General features: G+C 55.6%; 14 protein-coding genes. 8 read left to right on the top strand and 6 right to left on the bottom strand.

The genetic code is table 11. From position 1 onward, the window contains the following. Positions 1–62: 62 nt before the first annotated feature. On the top strand, positions 63–1,154 hold the full coding sequence (rlmN, locus tag HG15A2_RS20850; RefSeq protein WP_246117817.1) for a 23S rRNA (adenine(2503)-C(2))-methyltransferase RlmN: 1,092 nt from the start codon (positions 63–65) through the stop codon (positions 1,152–1,154). A 180-nt stretch (positions 1,155–1,334) separates the two neighbouring features. Next, positions 1,335–1,943, top strand: a complete 609-nt coding sequence (locus HG15A2_RS20845; protein ID WP_145062958.1) for a putative ATP-dependent zinc protease — start codon at positions 1,335–1,337, stop codon at positions 1,941–1,943. A 7-nt stretch (positions 1,944–1,950) separates the two neighbouring features. On the opposite strand, the gene HG15A2_RS20840 is transcribed toward HG15A2_RS20845, so the two are convergent. Next, positions 1,951–2,883 (bottom strand): DNA-methyltransferase, encoded by a 933-nt coding sequence (locus tag HG15A2_RS20840; RefSeq protein WP_145062956.1) that lies wholly within the window; start codon positions 2,881–2,883, stop codon positions 1,951–1,953. A gap of 113 nt (positions 2,884–2,996) precedes the next feature. On the opposite strand from HG15A2_RS20840, the gene HG15A2_RS20835 reads away from it, so the two are divergent. Then, entirely contained in the window at positions 2,997–3,845 is an 849-nt protein-coding gene (locus HG15A2_RS20835) for a sugar phosphate isomerase/epimerase family protein (RefSeq protein WP_145062954.1), read from the top strand. Positions 3,846–4,008: 163 nt separating this feature from the next. Here the strand turns inward: HG15A2_RS20835 and HG15A2_RS20830 are convergent, their stop codons facing one another. The 4 genes from HG15A2_RS20830 to infA form a co-directional block, all read right to left on the bottom strand. Further along, positions 4,009–4,404, bottom strand: coding sequence for a 4Fe-4S dicluster domain-containing protein (locus tag HG15A2_RS20830; protein WP_145062952.1), 396 nt, complete (start codon positions 4,402–4,404; stop codon positions 4,009–4,011). A gap of 281 nt (positions 4,405–4,685) precedes the next feature. After that, on the bottom strand, positions 4,686–5,231 hold the full coding sequence (locus HG15A2_RS20825) for a glycine cleavage system protein R (RefSeq protein WP_145062950.1): 546 nt from the start codon (positions 5,229–5,231) through the stop codon (positions 4,686–4,688). Between the two features lie 147 nt (positions 5,232–5,378). Continuing rightward, a complete protein-coding gene (locus HG15A2_RS20820; protein WP_145062948.1) occupies positions 5,379–7,112 on the bottom strand; it encodes a hypothetical protein in 1,734 nt (577 codons plus the stop codon). Positions 7,113–7,404: 292 nt separating this feature from the next. After that, positions 7,405–7,629, bottom strand: coding sequence for a translation initiation factor IF-1 (gene infA, locus HG15A2_RS20815; protein ID WP_145062946.1), 225 nt, complete (start codon positions 7,627–7,629; stop codon positions 7,405–7,407). Positions 7,630–8,023: 394 nt separating this feature from the next. Here infA and HG15A2_RS20810 point away from each other — a divergent pair, with 394 nt between their 5' ends. The 5 genes from HG15A2_RS20810 to HG15A2_RS20790 all read left to right on the top strand — a co-directional run bounded on the left by HG15A2_RS20810 (position 8,024) and on the right by HG15A2_RS20790 (position 16,137). Further along, a complete protein-coding gene (locus HG15A2_RS20810) occupies positions 8,024–10,144 on the top strand; it encodes an efflux RND transporter periplasmic adaptor subunit (RefSeq protein WP_145062944.1) in 2,121 nt (706 codons plus the stop codon). 119 nt (positions 10,145–10,263) lie between these two features. Continuing rightward, the gene (locus tag HG15A2_RS20805; RefSeq protein WP_218932151.1) at positions 10,264–11,187 is read left to right on the top strand and encodes an HlyD family secretion protein; all 924 of its coding nucleotides are present in this window, start codon (positions 10,264–10,266) and stop codon (positions 11,185–11,187) included. A 194-nt stretch (positions 11,188–11,381) separates the two neighbouring features. Continuing rightward, positions 11,382–13,634 (top strand): hemolysin D, encoded by a 2,253-nt coding sequence (locus tag HG15A2_RS20800; RefSeq protein WP_145062940.1) that lies wholly within the window; start codon positions 11,382–11,384, stop codon positions 13,632–13,634. 617 nt (positions 13,635–14,251) lie between these two features. Continuing rightward, positions 14,252–15,256, top strand: coding sequence for a hypothetical protein (locus HG15A2_RS20795; RefSeq protein ID WP_246117816.1), 1,005 nt, complete (start codon positions 14,252–14,254; stop codon positions 15,254–15,256). A gap of 134 nt (positions 15,257–15,390) precedes the next feature. Then, complete coding sequence (locus HG15A2_RS20790; RefSeq protein ID WP_145062938.1) at positions 15,391–16,137, top strand: acyl carrier protein; 747 nt, start codon at positions 15,391–15,393, stop codon at positions 16,135–16,137. A gap of 34 nt (positions 16,138–16,171) precedes the next feature. Here HG15A2_RS20790 and HG15A2_RS20785 read toward each other — a convergent pair whose 3' ends face one another. Further along, positions 16,172–17,341 carry a Fic family protein gene (locus HG15A2_RS20785; protein WP_145062936.1) on the bottom strand — a complete coding sequence of 390 codons (1,170 nt, stop codon included), beginning with the start codon at positions 17,339–17,341 and terminating at the stop codon, positions 16,172–16,174. Positions 17,342–17,449 lie beyond the last annotated feature (108 nt).

Below are 17,449 nucleotides of genomic sequence, written 5' to 3'. Positions count from 1 at the left end.
GAGAGTAGGGTACGCCTCGCTCCACTCGACATACCCTACAATAAATCTCATCGGTGCTAACCGTGGCTAACGTCATCCCGAAACCAACGCTGTTCGACGAGCAAGCTGTGCAGAAGGTGCGCCGTGAGCTGAAGCTCGACCCGCAGCACTTGCGTCGGCTGAGGACCGTCTTGCTGAAGCATCGCGGCCAAGACGAAGCTGCGCTTGCCGAACTGCCCGAGGGGGCGCGAGAGCCATTTGCCCAACATATTGCTCTGCATTCCCTGTCACTGCACAAACGGTGCGATTCGCAGCAAGATGGGGCGACGAAGCTGCTGTTCCGCACGTGCACGGGCTTGCTCATCGAGTCGGTTATCCTGCGTATCGCATCGGGCCGCACCACACTCTGCGTCTCCAGTCAAGTCGGCTGCGCTGCGGCGTGTGATTTCTGCGCTACCGGTAAGATGGGCGTCGCACAGAATCTTACCGCGGAGGAGATACTCGACCAAGTCGTTCAGGCCAACCAGCTGCTCGCTGCTGAGGATCGCCGCATTCGTAATCTCGTGTTCATGGGCATGGGAGAGCCGTTCCACAATGAGCAGCAGCTCTATCACACGCTCGATCTGCTCACCTCAGCGGAGTACTTCAACCATTCCCCGCGACGAGTACTTGTGTCTACGGTCGGAATACCTGACGCGATGGTCCGGTTTGCCTACAAGTTTCCCAAGGTCAATCTCGCGTTGAGCTTGCACAGCGCCCGCCAAGACACAAGAGAAAGAATCATTCCACTGGCCAAGAAGTACTCGCTGGAGCAGTTGCGTGATGCCTTAATGGAAAGGCAAAAAATCCAAGGGACCGAATCAACGGTAATGATTGAGTACCTGATGCTCGCCAGCCTGAACGATTCCCCCGACGATGCCGCTGCACTCATCGCATGGCTTGACGGGTTGCGTGCTCATGTGAACCTTATACCTTGCAACCCAATCGACGACGCTCCGCACCTCACGGGGAGCGATCGCGAAACGATCGAGCATTTTTCCGGACTGCTGAAGCAGGCTCGCCTAACTACGACGATTCGCTATAGTTTGGGCGCAGATGTCGCAGCAGCGTGCGGACAGCTTGTCCAAGAGAAAAATCGCGAAATTGTCAAACAACTTAAAGTCATTCAGGCGTAACGGCTTACGCGTTTTTTGACCCGGGCACAGTCTGGCAGGTATAATTGACCAGTTACCAGAGTACGACACTGCTACCTGCGAAGTGATACCGCTTGTAACAAATGGGGAATTCTTAGGCGTAGTAAGGATGCCTCAACCACTATCTTGATTGACGACTCAGCGACTAGGAGATAACACCCCATGAGCGACTTCAAACGACAGACAGCTGTTGTCTTCGCCCTCGGTGCCTCGATCATCGCCGCTGCGATCTTCGTCCTTTCCTTGGACCTAGACGACGTGCAATCGACCAAGGTCTCTGCCGAGGATCTCCGCGTGCTTGGCCCGACAGTGAATGTCGCACTGCTAGATTTCGAAGTCACCGAAGATCCCATGCTGTTCAATTCTCGCGTCGATACCGGTGCCAAGACTTGCTCGTTACATGCCGACTCGTGGAGCATTGAAGATGGCTCTGAAGTCATGGAAGAAAACCTCGGCAAGAAAATTCGCTTCCGCGTCGAGAATCGTACAGGCGAGTCCCTCTGGCTGGAACGCATCATTGAGGAAGTGGCCATCGTGCGCACCAGCGAGCGTGAAGAGAAACGCTATAAAATCCCAATGACCCTTCTTTGCGAAGGGGTTGAACGCACGGTATTGGTCTCCCTTAACGACCGTTCCGCCATGAGCTACGCCATGCTCCTGGGCCGAAACTACCTCAACGGCATGTTCCTGGTAGACGTAACCGGCGCGGATGTCGAGGATGAACTGCTAGCCGGCGGCGGAGCTCAGCAGAGCCGTAAAGATGCGAATTGACAGTCTGCTAGCTTTGCTTGCTCGCGGTAGAGTTTTTCTTGGCAAGTCGTTTTTCGCGATCTTTCAACTTCACGCCATTCTTCGTCTTAGGCGAACTTGAAAGCGGATCGGCCGGACCATCAAGCGGGTCGCCTGAACTAATTGCCGCCAAGCGCTCTGTAGCGTATTGGGCATAGTCCTCAGAGAGTTCCGTACCAATAAATTCACGCTCCAGTTTTTTCGCGACAGCCAATGTGGTGCCGCTGCCAGCAAACGGGTCGAACACCACGTCTCCCTCGTTGCTGCTCACGCGAATAATTCGTCCTAGCAGTTGCTCCGGCATCTGACAGCCGTGAAATCCTTGCCGCTCCTTAAACGTGCCAGCGACTCGGCTGTAATACCAAACGTCGTCCATGGCTTGGAAGCTCTCTGGCGCATCTTGCGGCCGCAGAATCCAAGTGTCGTCCGGCAGGCGGCCTTTGGGATTGGCACGCTTGTCGCCGTAAACCAGCGCCCTGGCAGAAGGCACGCGCACTGCGGGTACCTCGGCATTAAAGGTGAACTTCTTTTCGTTCTTCACCAGCTGAAACAAATGAGCGTGCGAACGCGTGAACTTCGTTTTGCAATTCACGCCAAAGGTGTAATACCAGACAACCCAGCCCCGCATATGAAAGCCCGGCTTGAGCGTACGTGTCGCAGCGACTTTCAGTTCAGCGGCATATTCATCGCCAATGGCAAGCCAAAACGTGCCATCCGGTTTGAGCAGGCGGTGCATCTCACCAATCCACTTCTCGCACCAGTCGAGATACTTCTCATCGTCCTGGCGATCGTCGTACTTGTCGTACTTGTAGCCAATGTTGAAAGGCGGATCGGCAAAGGCGAGATCAATACTGCCGTCGTCGAGCTGTTTCATCAATTCCAGGCAATCGCCTTGGTGAATCGTGCCAAGTGGTAGCGTCATGCGTGTAAATATCCTATTCAACAGAACTAATGGCGTTGCCCAAATTATCGCGTAGCAGGTTGATTCCCACAACCAGCCGTTCTCATTCGTCACGATCTGCTATACTTACCCCCATGAAATACGCCTTCTGTAACGAAATGTTTGGCCACCAACCCTTTGACCAAGTCTGGCCGCTCGCGCGGGAGCTAGGTTACACCGGCGTAGAGATCGCCCCCTTCACGCTTGGCGACAGCGTCGCGGGGGAAGGGGCCGACGTGGCCGATGTGCGAAACGTGTCTCCGGAAAAACGCGCCGAAGTGAAACAGCAAGCCGCCGACGCGGGGCTGGAAGTCGTCGGGCTGCACTGGCTGCTGGCTAAGACCGAGGGTTTTTACCTCACGAGCCCCGACGACGCGGTGCGCAGCCGCACGGGCGAATACATCCAAGAACTCGCCCAACTTTGTCACGACTTGGGCGGCACGATTATGGTGCTCGGCTCGCCGCAACAGCGCAACTTGTTGCCGGGTGTTGCCTATCAAGAGGCAGAGCAGCACGCGGCAGAAGTCCTGCGAGCCGCCATGCCAATGTGTGAACAGCTCGGAGTTACGATTGCCTTGGAGCCCCTAGGCCCCGGCGAGGGGGACTTTCTCAATACGGCCGAGCAGGGCGTGCGGCTCATGCAGTTGGTCGATTCGCCCAATTGCCGCCTGCACTTAGACGTTAAAGCCATGTCCAGCGAAGCGCTACCCATTGCCGATGTCATCACCGCCAACGCCCAGCACACGGCGCACTTTCACGCCAACGATCCGAACCTTCTTGGACCCGGTATGGGTGATGTGAAGTTCGAGGCTATCTTCGCAGCGCTGCAGAAAAGTGGCTATGACGGCTGGGTGTCGGTGGAAGTATTTAAGTACGAGCCGAGCCCGTTGGAAATCGCGCGCAGCAGTATTGAATACATGCGTTCGATTGTTGCAAAAGCGTAGAGCTACTTGCCACACGCAGGCATCCAGAGGGCCGCAAGGTGAAACTGCCACGTCGTCCGTGAAACTCGTATTGCTGTTTGCGAAGAGCAGCATGCTCCAGCGTGCATCGCTTCTTGCTGGCAGACCACTTGTACAGTGAGAGAGTCGATTTGCTAGATGTGCGCTAGTTAGCCGCGCGTAGTTCAGCCAGATGTTGCGCCGTGCCGACGAGGCGGTCCCAGTGCTCTTCGATGTATTCCGGCGGGCCGCCGACTTGAGCCATCACGACCGCAGCATTCTCGGTGGGCACCATCTCGATAGCGTCCCACGGGCAGACGAGCAGCTCGTACGGGTTGCTTTTTTTGCCGGGGATGTGCACACAGACTTCGCACCCCACGCAGCGCTCGAGATCGATCTCGCACCACTGCTGCGTGCCCTTGATGACGCCACGATCGATCTTCTTCATCTCGATACAATCGACCGGGCAGACTTCCAAGCACGACTCGCACCCGGTGCAGTTGTCGGCATTGATAATCGCTAGTTCCTTAGGAACCTTCTTGCGTGGGCCTTTTTTTGCCATAACTAGTCACGTCGTAAAATAGGGCAAGCCGGCTCGTCCCCGAGTCCGCTCAATGAGCCATATGCAGTTACAAAAGACTTCGTGAAATCTTTCACAAATCTCCCCTTCATCTTATTTCCTAGTCGGCTGAAAGCCAAGCGGGAATTAAGTCCAATGGCGGTTTCCGACGAGGTAGCTGCTGAGAATCTGGCCTGCACTCTACAGAAGTCACAAGCCGCTGTGGCTCGGAAATAGCAGCTTGGTCGCTAACGTGTGGTCAGAGTGACGACCCAGGCGATTCACTATTCGCTTGCTACCAGCTGAATATCCACCATGAGATCGCCTGCAACCTCTTCCAGGGCTGCTTGTAGCGTTCCGCGGGAGACTCCCGCAGGTAGCCGCAAGCTAGCGGCCGCATTGAACAGTGGCTGGCCCGTATTCGCCGCGGCGGTGCGTTCGGTATTAAGTTCCTCGACATTCACGCCCAATCGTGCCAGTACGCTGGTCACCTCACGGACGATACCCGGCCGATCATGCCCCACCAGCTCCAATTGAAGCGACGGGGCTTCCAATTGCGCAACCTCAGCAGTTTGTGTCGTTGCGGACGATTCTGCGTGGACAATCGTATCCAGCCCGGCTGCTTTCAGCTTGGCGAGTGCTGCCTGCAGAGCCTCGACTTGCGCCTCTTCGACTTCGACACGCAGAATGCCGGCAAACTGCCCAGCCAGGTGAGCCATTCGGCTTTCAACCCAGTTGCCACCGTGGGCGTTAACCTGTTCGGCGATCTGCTCGACCAAGCCGGGACGATCTTCACCAATCAGCGTTGCAACGATTGTGACTTGGCTCATTATTTCCCCTTAGGATCAGCACCTTCCAGAGCCACCACTGGCATTGCAAATCTCCCCCCCCCCGAACCGGCAAGCGACGGTGCATTGCCTGCCGAGCCGAGATGCGTTAGCAGTCGGATCGGGAAAAGAATTGCTGTGAGCTTAACTTCAGAAGCCGGCACCTTGTTGCTGCATTTTGGCTTGCATGAGCATCATGCCGATCGCTCGCAGGACGCCTTCTTCTGCTTCAATGCGTGTCTTCGAGCCATTAGGAATGGCCGTCGAGAGAATTCGCACGTGGTCGCGTCCGTTGGCGTCGTTGGCAAGCATGTTGGCGACCATCTCAATCGCGGCCGTCGCTTCGGCCGGGCCGTCGGCTTTGGCCACGACTCCGGCGAAATCCATGATCTGAGTCAACGCAAACGACATTTCCATCGGTGGCACCGACTTGCCGAGATCACTCGCCGAAGCATCCATGACAGCTTTCAAGTCGGCAATCGCATCGCGTCCAGCACCCGCATAAACGCTGTCCTTACCGATGCCCACAACAATCTCGACCTCTTGGCCGAAAATCTGTTGTGCTTCTTCCTCGTCAGCCGGAACGGGTACGGTCACCGTGTGAAATTGCACTCCATTGTGCGAGTCCGCGTTCCATTTAACTCCGGGGAATTCATCATTCTCCTTCGCCAGCTCAACCAATTTCTTGATGCCCGATTCCACCTTCGCCGGATCGGCATTGTAGCCGCCAAACAACATCGAGGCCGCATCGGATCCCACGTTCATCACGGCACCCATGTCGAACTTGCCGCTCAGGGCAGTAGCTTTGAGCGAATCGAGGAAATCGTCCGCGGCGCTCTTCATTAGTTCTTTGGCTGCATCGTCTAGCTCGTCTTGGTCGTCGATCACGGTATGGAGCTGCATACGATTCACCTGCATGCCTTGCTCAACTTGTGTTTTCTGCTCTGCAGTCATTTCGTCGTTTTGTACAGCGACGACCATCATCATGGCAGCTTCCGGCTGAATAAAGCCGGCTTGATTCGTCTTTGTGTTATTGAGCCCGGAAAACTGCTTAGCGAGATCGCTACCGGCGACGGCCGTGTAGATGAAATCCATAAAAGTGCGCTGCTGGCCACCATCGAGCGACAAGCCAAAGGTGACTTCGTCGACTTGCTGGACCATGTCTTCGAACTGCTTCAGCTGCAAGTTCATGACCCGCTGACGATCTTGAAAGTCTTCATCCGACTCGTCGGCAAGCTGCTCGACTCCTTGCTGTGCAGCTTGCCCAAGCATGCCCACGAGCATCTGCTTCTGGGCTTCCGGCACTTGTTGCACGTTCACTTGAACGGCCAAGTCGTATTCCTTGGTCATCGCTCCGAAGAGAGCACCCGGATCGCCTGGGGCTCCCTCTAGCATGGCAGGGGCAGGGGCGAGGAATGCCCAGCCGTTGCTCTCCGTCGCAAAGATCATCTGCCCTTGCGAGCCAATTTGCCACGAACCATCTGCTTGCTTTTCGCCAGTCACACCAAATGGTGCTCCGGTGCCAATCAGCTCTTCCAGGCTTGTTACGGGCATGCAAAGTGCCCCCGAGGGGTTGCCGTTCTCGTCCATTTCCACGACCACGCCAATTGGCTTGGACTTGTCCAAGCCGACCAAGCCTTTGCCTTGGGTGAACATGCCCAACATGCCGTCGACTTGAGCCGAAAGATTCGGCACGTTGCCCAGGTTACCGACGAAGTCGATATCGTTCATCAGCGCGTCGTAGCCACTGAACACAACGACCGCCAGCGGCTCATTGGAAGCTTCGGCCTTGGTCGCAGGAGTAAAAGCTGTGAAGCCCGCGGCTAGAGTGAACACGAGGGGGCACAAAAAGAAAGATATGTAGCGTTGGGTAAGTTGGCTCACCGTCGGAGTCTCCCGGAGGGGGGTAGGTGGGTTGTTGAATACAGTTTGGGTGGGATCGGGAATCGCGTCATTAGGAAGCGGTCGTAGTCCTGCTACGGAGCAATCCTTGAAAGAGTTCCCCGGCTCTTTCACATTGTTGTTGCGTGCTACACCCACAGGCGCAGCGCTGCAGCGACCTAGGAATATAATGGCTTTCGCCGTCGGCGGGGAGAATCTTGCCAGAAAAAACCGCCCAAAACTTGACGCGACAAGCAGAAATCGCCAGCGTCCAGGTCTCAGTTTTGCGAGAGAATTAGCGCTCGCGGTAAGTAATTCGACCCTTGGTTAGGTCATAAGGCGAGAGTTCCACGCGTACCTTATCCCCGGGCACAATTCGAATGAAATGCTTGCGCATCCGCCCCGCAACGTGGGCTTGCACGATGTGCCCGCCCTCAATTTCCACGCGAAAACGCGTGTTGGCCAAGGCCTGAGTCACCACGCCTTCGACCTCTAGGGCTTCTTCTTTTTCTTTTGCCATCTAAATCTAACTTCCTCATCAGGTTTCGCGACGAAACCGCCGCGACCGGTGCCGCTGGCATCACTCTCGCCTCAGAATCGCTAATATTCTAGCACTCTTGCGGCTTTACGTCCAATCGGTGCTGTTTCGATATTTCCGTGGCGCAGAACCCCACGGCTCAGGAGATATCGCACCCTCCGATCGGTGTCGCGAGTTGAGCAATTCTGCCGACTGCGAAGGTCCTAACCGCGCCAAAGCGCCATCCGTGCCACGATTTCCCCAGTTCTTCGCCCTGATCGAGTTTGACGTTGAGGCGAAAACGCGGGAGAATTGAGCATTGACCGTTCCGCCGACTTTTCACTTCAGGCGGCTAGGCGGTCGGCCGTCGCCCACCGTCTCCTAGATCGCACCCACTGTGTCGAATACCACCGAAACAACCGCTACGAGTGCCTCGATGCCTGAGGGCGACGATGTCAATCGCGCGAAGCAGGAGATTCAGAGCCTCGTTCAAGAGGTTGTTGAACTCTCCAAGAGCGATGTTGAGACTGGGGAATTCTACGCTGGATTGCTCGACAGGGCTGTGGCCGCGTTAGCGGCCATGGGAGGTGTGGTCTGGTCGATCAACGAAACGACCGGGTTTAAGCTTGAGTATCAGTCGAACCTCCGTCAATCGGGCCTCGCCGACAATCCGGCTGCCCAGATGCAACACGCGAGATTATTGGAAGACATCGCCAAGAAGGGGCAGCCCACGCTCGTCGCGCCCCACTCCGGCGCCGGCGGAGAAGGAGACGACGATCACGTTGCCGCCAACCCGACCGACTTTCTGTTGGTTGTAGCCCCGATCTCTACCGACCGGGGCGTTGATGGCCTTGTGGAAGTTTTCCAACGCCCAGGAGCTCGCCCCACTACGCAGCGCGGCTATTTGAAGTTCCTCGTCCAACTCTGTGAGCTAGCAGGCGAATACTTAAAGACTCGTCGCCTGAGGCACTTCGCTACCAAGCAGACTCTGTGGGAACAGTTGGAATCATTTACCTCGCAAGTTCACGAACATCTCAACTCGCGCGAAACCGCCTACACGATTGCCAACGAGGGGCGCCGTCTCATCGGCTGCGACCGCGTTACCGTTGTACTTAAAAAGGGTGCAAAGTACGTCGTCGAGTCGATCAGTGGGCAAGACACCTTCGACAAACGTTCCAATGTGGTGAGACTGCTGCGCAATCTTTCCAAGGTGGTTTGCAAAAGCGGTGAAGACCTGTGGTATACCGGCGACACGTCGGACCTGGCCCCGCAGGTGGAGAAGGCTGTCAACGCCTACGTCGATGAATCGCACACGAAGCAGCTATCTGTCTTGCCGTTGCGTGAAGCAGACCCCAATGCGGACGACAAGGAGAATCGCCGCAAGAAGGAAAACATACTCGGTGCGATCATCATCGAGCAACTCGTTGATAGTCGTGCCCCTGATGGTCTGATGCAACGCGTCGATGTGGTGAAAAAGCATAGCGCCACCTCGCTCACTAACGCTCAATCGCACGAAGGGCTGTTCCTGCTGCCGCTGTGGCGATTCATCGGCAAGAGCCGCGTGCTCACCACCGCCCGCAATTTGCCAAAGACGATTTTAGCGACAATCGTCCTAGCCGGATTGATTACGGCAGCCTGTTTGGTGCCCTACGAATTTACGATGGTCGCCGACGGCCAGCTCATGCCCGAAGTGCGCCGCAACGTGTTCGCCGGCCTCGACGGCACGATCGAGGAAGTCAACGTCTCGCTGAACAGCACCGTGAAACAAGGCGATATCGTTGCCGAAATGCGCAGCACCGATCTCGAATCAGAAACGGCCGCCCTCGATGGCGAAGTCGAGAAAACGGCAGCGGAGATTGCTTCCACCAAGAAACGCATTCAGATGATGAACGATCAACGTGCTCGCCCTAGCGATGCCGAGCGAGCCCAGGTCGAGGGTGAGAAGAAGCAACTACAAACGGTGATGGAGAGCTATCAGGAACAGCGTCGACTACTGAATAAAAAGCGAGAGAATCTGATCGTTCGCAGTCCGATCGGCGGTAAGGTCGTCACTTGGCGAGTCGAGGAACGCCTTAAGGGGCGCCCGGTTCGCAAGGGCCAACAACTCATGGAAGTTGCCGATCCCAGCCAACGTTGGGAACTAGAGATCTTTGTGCCCGAGACGAAGATGGGCCACGTGATCGAGCAGCTACAGAAGCTGCGCAAGAGCGACCCGAACGCGAAGCTCCAGCTCACTTTCATTCTCGCCACGCATCCCAGCGAGAAACTAGCGGGAACAGTCGAAGAAATCCACACGACCGCGGAAATCAGTGGCGACAAAGGCAACACGGTACGCATGACTGTGTCGTTCGACCAGCAGCAACTCACCCAGCAGCTAGGACTCAAGGACGTCGCCAACGACTTGAAAGTCGGCCAAGACGTCAAAGCCAAAATCGATTGCGGCAAACAGCCTGTCGGTTACGTGATATTCCACGACCTGTTTGAATTTATCCAGTCACGCATTTTGTTTCGGTTGTAGTACAGCACCCGCAAACGGAGTCCCACAACGTAGGGTATGTCGAGTGGAGCGAGGCGTACCAGTCCCGCGTTCAGGGCATGCCTCGCTCCACTCGACATACCCTACGGAAGGTCAAAACTATGAGATCACTCACCGCCATCGCACCCGCCCTGTTTTTGACGATAAACACGGTGCTCGTCGCCAACTCGTATGCACAACAATCGCAGTACGAGGGCGATCCCACGTACGACGATGTGCGCATTAAGGTGCAGGACGATATCGACATCCCGGCGGAGGAAGAAGGTGTACTGATCACGATGAACGTGCGCGAAGGCACGCGTGTGAAGCAGGGAGACATCATCGGCACCATCGATGACCGTCTCCCGAAGGCACAACGAGTGATCGCCGAATTCAGTCTCGAAGCGGCCCGTGCTCGTGCCGACGACGATATTGAAGAGAAGTATGCCAAGAAGGCCGCGGAGGTTGCCAAGACTGACTGGGAACAAGACTTGGAAGCCGAAAGACGCTCGCCGGGAGCGGTCGCGGCAATTCAAATTCGTCGGAAGAAGCTCGACTGGGAACGCTCTATCTTGCAAATCGAGAAAGCGGAGAAAGATCAATTCCTCTCGGAGAAGGAAGTCAACATCAAGGTCGCTGAGCTGGGCGCCGCCGATGTGTCGCTGGAGCGTCGTACCATAAAGGCTCCTTTCGATGGCGATGTGCAAACCGTCTATCGCCATCAATCCGAATGGGTTAACCCGGGCGAGCCGATTCTTCGCCTGCTGAAACTTGATACCATGCATGTCGAATGCTTTGTCGACTCCAGCAAGTTCGATCCCGTGGACATCGCAGGCAAACCCGTTACGGTGCGTGTGGACTTAGCCCGCGGTCGTAAAGCGTCTTTCGAAGGTCGCATTATCTACGTGAGCCAGTCCGTACAGTCGGACGGACACTACCTTGTGCGGGCCGATGTCGCGAACGAGCGCGCTGGCGACTACTGGCTCATCCGCCCAGGACTGCTTGCCTCGATGACCATCCACGTGAGCGAAACAGCAGCGAAGTAAAGGGTGGCATGGGTAGCTTGCTACCCTTGTTCAGGGCTGGAAACGTTGTCCGAATCAGGTCACTGGCTAGTACGCAAGAGTTTAGAAGAGCATCAAGGGCAACAAGTTGCCCATGCCACCATGACCTAGTCAATTTCCTCAAGTCTCTCGATCCTAGACTCTCAACTCTCCTACGAAACTCTCGACTTCCCTAAATGGCCACTCTCGCAGACAGCATTGTTTCGAGCTCGTCGCGAAAGCTGGCCATTCGCGTACGCCCCGATTTAGCGGCGCGCAAGCAGCGCTACCAGGGACGTAACTACTGGGTCGTGAAGGAGCCGGTCGGTCTGCAGTATTACCGGTTCGAGGAAGAAGAGTTCGCCATCCTCCAGATGCTCGATGGCGAGTCGAGTCTCGAAGAAATCGCCGAACAGTTTGAAGCAGACTTCCCGCCGCAGACGATTCGCGTCGAGGAACTACAAAACTTCATCGGCATGCTCCACAAGAGTGGTCTTGTGCTGTCCGATGCATCAGGGCAGGGCGTACAGCTCAAAGAACGTCGCGACGAGAAGAAACGTAAGGAGCTGATTGGCTCCCTAAGTAATGTACTCGCCTTCCGCTTTCGTGGGTTCGATCCCGAGCGCATTCTCAACGGTATCTACCCGTGGGTCAGTTGGTTCTTCACACCCACCGCTACGATCCTCAGCATCTGCTTAGCACTATGTGCGTTAACATTGGTGATCGTACAGTTTGATGTGTTCCAGGCGCGGCTGCCGTCGTTCCATTCATTCTTTGCCGCACAGAATTGGCTCGTGCTAGGCAGCGTTCTGATGGTTACAAAGATCATCCACGAATTCGGTCACGGGCTCTCGTGTAAACATTTCGGCGGCGAATGTCACGAGATGGGCGTCATGTTTCTCGTGCTCACGCCTTGCCTCTACTGCAATGTGAGTGACTCCTGGATGCTGCCCAATCGTTGGCATCGCGCAGCAATCGGCGCTGCCGGTATGTACGTAGAGGTCGTCATTGCGTCGGTGGCCACGTTCATCTGGTGGTTCAGCGAACCGGGCTGGTTGAACTATTTAGCACTGAACGTCATGTTCGTCAGCTCCGTCAGCACGATCCTCTTCAATGCCAACCCTCTGCTGCGTTACGATGGCTACTACATCCTCAGCGACATTCTGGAGATCCCCAACCTGCGCCAGAAGGCAAGCTCGATCCTCAATCGCAAGCTCGGGAATTGGTGCTTGGGCCTCGAAGAGCAGGAAGACCCATTCCTGCCGAAGCGGCACCAAGCGTTATTCGCTTTTTACACAGTCGCGTCATTCCTGTATCGCTGGATGATTCTGCTGTCGATCCTGTATTTTCTGAATCAAGTGTTCGAGCCCTATGGCTTGAAAGTACTCGGACAAGCCATCGCGTGTGCCTCGTTGTACGGGCTGATCGTCATGCCGTTTGTGAAGTTGTTTAAGTTTTTCCGCGTTCCAGGGAGAATCCAAAAAGTGAAACGCCTGCGTATGTTCGTCTCGCTGCTGATCATCGCGGGACTCATCTCCACGTTGTTCCTCGTGCCACTGCCATCGTCGGTGATCGCGCTGTTCGAATTGGAACCCCACGGTGCTGAAAGCGTGTACATCGAAGCGCCCGGCATCCTCGAGTGGGCCGTCGAGCCTGGGGTGCGCGTCGAAAAGGGCGACCTGCTTGCCCAACTCAAGAACGTCGACCTGGAAATGGCCATTGCGAGGCTCGAAGGGGAGAAATCCTCCCTCAATACCCAGCTGCGCACGCTCCGGCAAATGCGTTTCCGCGATCGGGGCGAGCAAGCAAGCCTCGAGCTCAACGTGACCCGCGAAAAACTCGCCGCCGTCGATGACCAGCTCGCCCAAAAGCTCAAAGACCGCGAGCGTCTGAAGATTACGGCTCCTGTAGCTGGCACGGTCATCCCGCCGTTCCGCATCCCAGAGCCCAAGGGGGACCAGGAAGAGGAGCTCGCCAGTTGGACCGGCTCGCCCCTGGACGAGCAAAACCTCGGCGCGTTGCTCACGCCCGACGGCCCGCAGAACTTGCTTTGCCAGATCGGCGATCCTAACGAGTGGGACGCCGTGCTAGTCATCCCGCAGGACGACATCGCCGACGTGCGCCGCGGCCAAGAGGCGCGCATTATGTTCGACGAAAGCGCCTACCACGTCTTCGTCACAGAAATTGAATATGTCGCGAGCAACGAAGAACTCGACATCGCCCCGCCAAGACTCTCTAGCACTAACGGCGGTCCGCTGGCCGCCCAGCCGGATGCCGACGGTGTGACTCGCCCGCTAGAGAAAGCCTATCGAGCCCAAGCGAGACTCCAAGACCCCACGGGCCTGATGCGCCACGGATTGATCGGCCGAGCAAGAATCAAGACGGAGCCTCGGACGGTTGCCAGCCGGTTTGGCCGGTACTTGGCACGGACGTTTAATTTTGATTTGTAGTGGTTCGTATTGTAGCTCGGCCCTCCAGGGCTGAGTAAGCAAGGAAGTTAGCCGTCGAGCTTGCTCGACGTGATGCGTGTACCTGAATGATTCTCCCCAACTTTGAAAACACCGCTCAGTGGTTCATTCGGCAGGGGTTTTTCGTAGTGCTCGTCGCGTCGTCGTGGTTACCCTAGGCAATGCTCCATTCACAAGAAGAGATAAGTGTTGCGATAGCGGTTACCAGCACACCTCTGCTGTCTCCGCGTCTCTGCGCGAGATTCAACGCCCAAGATTTCAATCAAATCGCTTCAGGATAGGTATTCATCCCCCCAAGTGACCCACTAAACTTCCCTGAGGACCGTAAAATTTGGTAAGCACGCATTATGAACGAGCGACAGAAAAATCTACGCAGCGCTTCCTACCTAGCAATGCTACTGTTCGCTGCGATGTGGCTGGGAGCAGTGGTTGCATTCACAGTGCCATTAACTCCTGGGTCTTTCACGGAGTTACTGCTTGGCATCTGCTTTCTCGGTTCGTGGATTCCGCTAGTCATTGCCGTGGTCTGTTTCTACAAGAGCTTTAGGGAGTAAGCTGGAGATCGCAACACTAGTTTAACAATACACAGGGGTACTTGGATGCATTTCGACACACCGAAAAAATTATCGTTAGCGGCGCTGGCAATGACCCTGATGGCGAGTATTGCCCCCGCTCAGCGGTTTGTAAACACAGCTCAGCAGCTCGGCACAAAGCAACCTGAGTCGCAGGAACAAGCAATAACACACAGCTTCCTAGCGTGTGGCAAGAAGACTTACATCCTGGATGGTGCTGGGGAAGAGACTTGGTCGTATCCCCATGCAACTCGCGACGGGTATGTGCTGCCCAGCGGCAACATCTTACTCACGCTAAATCGCGGGAAACGCTTTCCAGGCGGTGCTGTCGTCGAGATCACACCCGAAGGCAAGGAAGCAGTCCTCTGGCGCGGCACGCAAGCCGAAGTGAACAGCGCCCAACCAACCGCAGACGAAACAATTGTTCTTACGGAAGCCGGTCCCAAGCCTCGTTTGCTGGAGATCGATCGCACAGGCAAAATCATCGTCGAATTTCCGCTCGCTTGCCAGGCGAAGAACAACCACATGCAGACGCGCATGACGCGTAAGCTCGCCGATGGCACGTATCTTGCCCCACACCTTCTGGATTTCGCCGTGTTCCATTATGACGCGAAGGGTAAGGTGCTCAGCAAGTTGGATACGACCGTTCCGGGAGACACCGAGCGAAAGAATCACACGTGGCCTTTTACTGCGATTCGTCATGGCGAGGGCCGCACCCTTGTTTGCTGTACCAATGGCAATCGCGTTGTCGATTACGATTCCGAGGGCCAGATAGTTTGGGAACTCGCCAACGACGACCTCCCCGGCCCGTGGCTGCAGGACCCGTGCGGCGGCCAACTTCTACCCAACGGCAACATCGTGATCACCAGCTACGCCGCCGGTAGGAAAGACCCACAATCGCCCAAACTGTTTGAAGTCACACCCGACAAAAAGATAGTCTGGACGCACCGCGACGGCCTGCCGGTTGGGATTCACCACTTTCAGATTCTCGATACCAACGGTGTTGTGCTGCAAGGCCCGCCTCTGAAGTGAGGGCCGCGGTGCGAAGGGGCGAAGACTAGCCGGCGAGCGATGCCAACGGGTATTCTGTATCGTTGCCACACGCGGTCGACTGACCTTGTTTGGTCGGGTTTGCCGATACCGGATTCCTCAAGGCAAGTGATCTAATGGGCCTCGATTTCCAGGAAATTGTTCTCGAAATCGAAGAGCAGTTTCACATTGCTTTGGATGACGAGGAAGTTCAGGGCTTGGTAAAAGCCAATGACATCCGCGTTGGAGACCTCTACGATCTTATTCTGGGCAAGCTTGGCTTGCAGGATCAAACTCGAAACAGCGTGACGCTCAATGCCGCTCTTTGGCGAAAGATGCAATTTGTTCTTGCCGAAGTCACCAAGCGACCTGCAACTGAGGTGTCGCTGCAAACCTCTATGGCGGACTTATTCCCTCGTGAGACCCGCCGCCAGGACTGGTGCGAGCTCAAGTCAGTATCTCCCTTCCGAATCCGGGAGCTTGACTACGCGCCACCCTTTCGTGTCCTAGCGTTTCTCATAACTGCAGGAGTTGCCTACATCGAATTGCATCAGCTCTGGCAGTTTCCAGCAGCTCGGTGGCTTTGGCCGCTATTGGGATTGCTTGGATTATGGATTTTCCTTGAGACACATCTCAAGATCCTGACAATTCTCAGCTCGCTGCGTAACTACTTGCCTTCAAGGATGTTGAACGTAAAGGACCTTTGCCGTGATGTACTAGCCAGCGACTACGAACAGGTTTGCCGACACACCGAAGTCGCAATCGACGAGAATTGCCTTGCCGTGTGGAATCAACTTGTCGAAATCCTTGTTCATTCGCTTGGTGTCGAAGCGGATGAAGTCAATTTTCGAAGCCTGTTGATTCGGGATTTAGACATGGCCTGATGCTTCAGTTAACGATCGGGCTTTTTTAGTTGGTTCACCCATCATCAAACAAGCTAACGTAGTCCTCGTACTTGAATTTCCGATTCCGAGCATGCCCTGTAATCTCGTACAGAATGCCTAATTCGGTCATGCGGTTCACAAGGTCGTTGGCCGGTTTGTAAGAGGCACCAGTCGCGTCTTGCGCATTCTTGACCGTAATAATTGGCTGCGTATACAGGTGATCTAGCAGGCGATGCCCGTTGGCTGCGCTCCGACTGAAGTTCTCTGTGATAATCTGGCGGTGTGCTTCACGCAGGCTTAGAATCCTTCGCGCCGTTTCGCTCGCCTGTTTGCTGACCTCGATCACGCCACGCAAGAAAAACTTGAGCCACTCCTCCCAAGTCCCATTATCTCGAACCGACTGCAAGCAGTCATAGTACTCCTGGCGATGCTTCTTGAAGTAGTAGGAGAGGTACAGCACCGGCTTTTGTAGCACTTCGCGTTCGCACAGCAGAAAAGTAATGAGTAAACGACCCACGCGACCATTTCCATCGAGGAACGGGTGGATCGTTTCAAACTGGGCGTGAACCAGACCGACCTTGAGAAGCAAAGGGAGCTTGCTATCGGTGTGCAGGAATTTTTCTAAGTTGGAGAGGCAAGGCCCGATTTCATGAGGCGGTGGGGGTACAAAGGCGGCAGCGCTGAGCGTGCATCCTGCAGGGCCGATCCAGTTCTGGCTCGTGCGGACTTCGCCAGGTGTTAGGTGCGATCCTCTGACATTCGCAAGCAGCTCCGCGTGGATTTCGCGAATGAGCCTCACCGAGACGGGCAACGCTTCGAGTCTCGCTAGACCGTGGTTCATCGCAGCCACGTAGTTGACGACTTCGACCACATCTTTCGGTCGGTCAGGCGAGAGTACCTCGGCCTCAGCTGCGAGGACATCTTGGAGCGAGCTTTGCGTTCCTTCGATTTGACTAGAAAGCACGGCCTCCTTGCGCACGTACATCATCACGAACAGGTCGGGATGCGGCAGCGTCTCAATGGAACCGTCCAATCGGCCAAGGACTCGATCGGCCTGCGACAACAAGACTTGGAGATCGTCGTCGATCTCTAGCTTGGGAGAGGGGGGCAACGGCTCGGGCATGAATGCCCGATATCCCTCCCCTGAGGGGACCGTTTGCATGAGATACCGGCCAGCGCGTCGGTCGGTTTGTTTAGAGTCCATATTGTAGGTTACCTATCACATAGAGAGAATCAAGCTCTATATGATAGCCTGCGGTTAGTATGGAAGCAATTCACCTCTGTATTGACAGCTACCGTCAATATGGAACCA

It is taken from the genome of Adhaeretor mobilis (assembly GCF_007741515.1).
GTDB classification, from domain to species: Bacteria; Planctomycetota; Planctomycetia; order Pirellulales; family Lacipirellulaceae; genus Adhaeretor; species Adhaeretor mobilis.
Note: the sequence above shows the minus strand (reverse complement) of the source record. Positions and strands in the feature narration are given on the sequence as shown.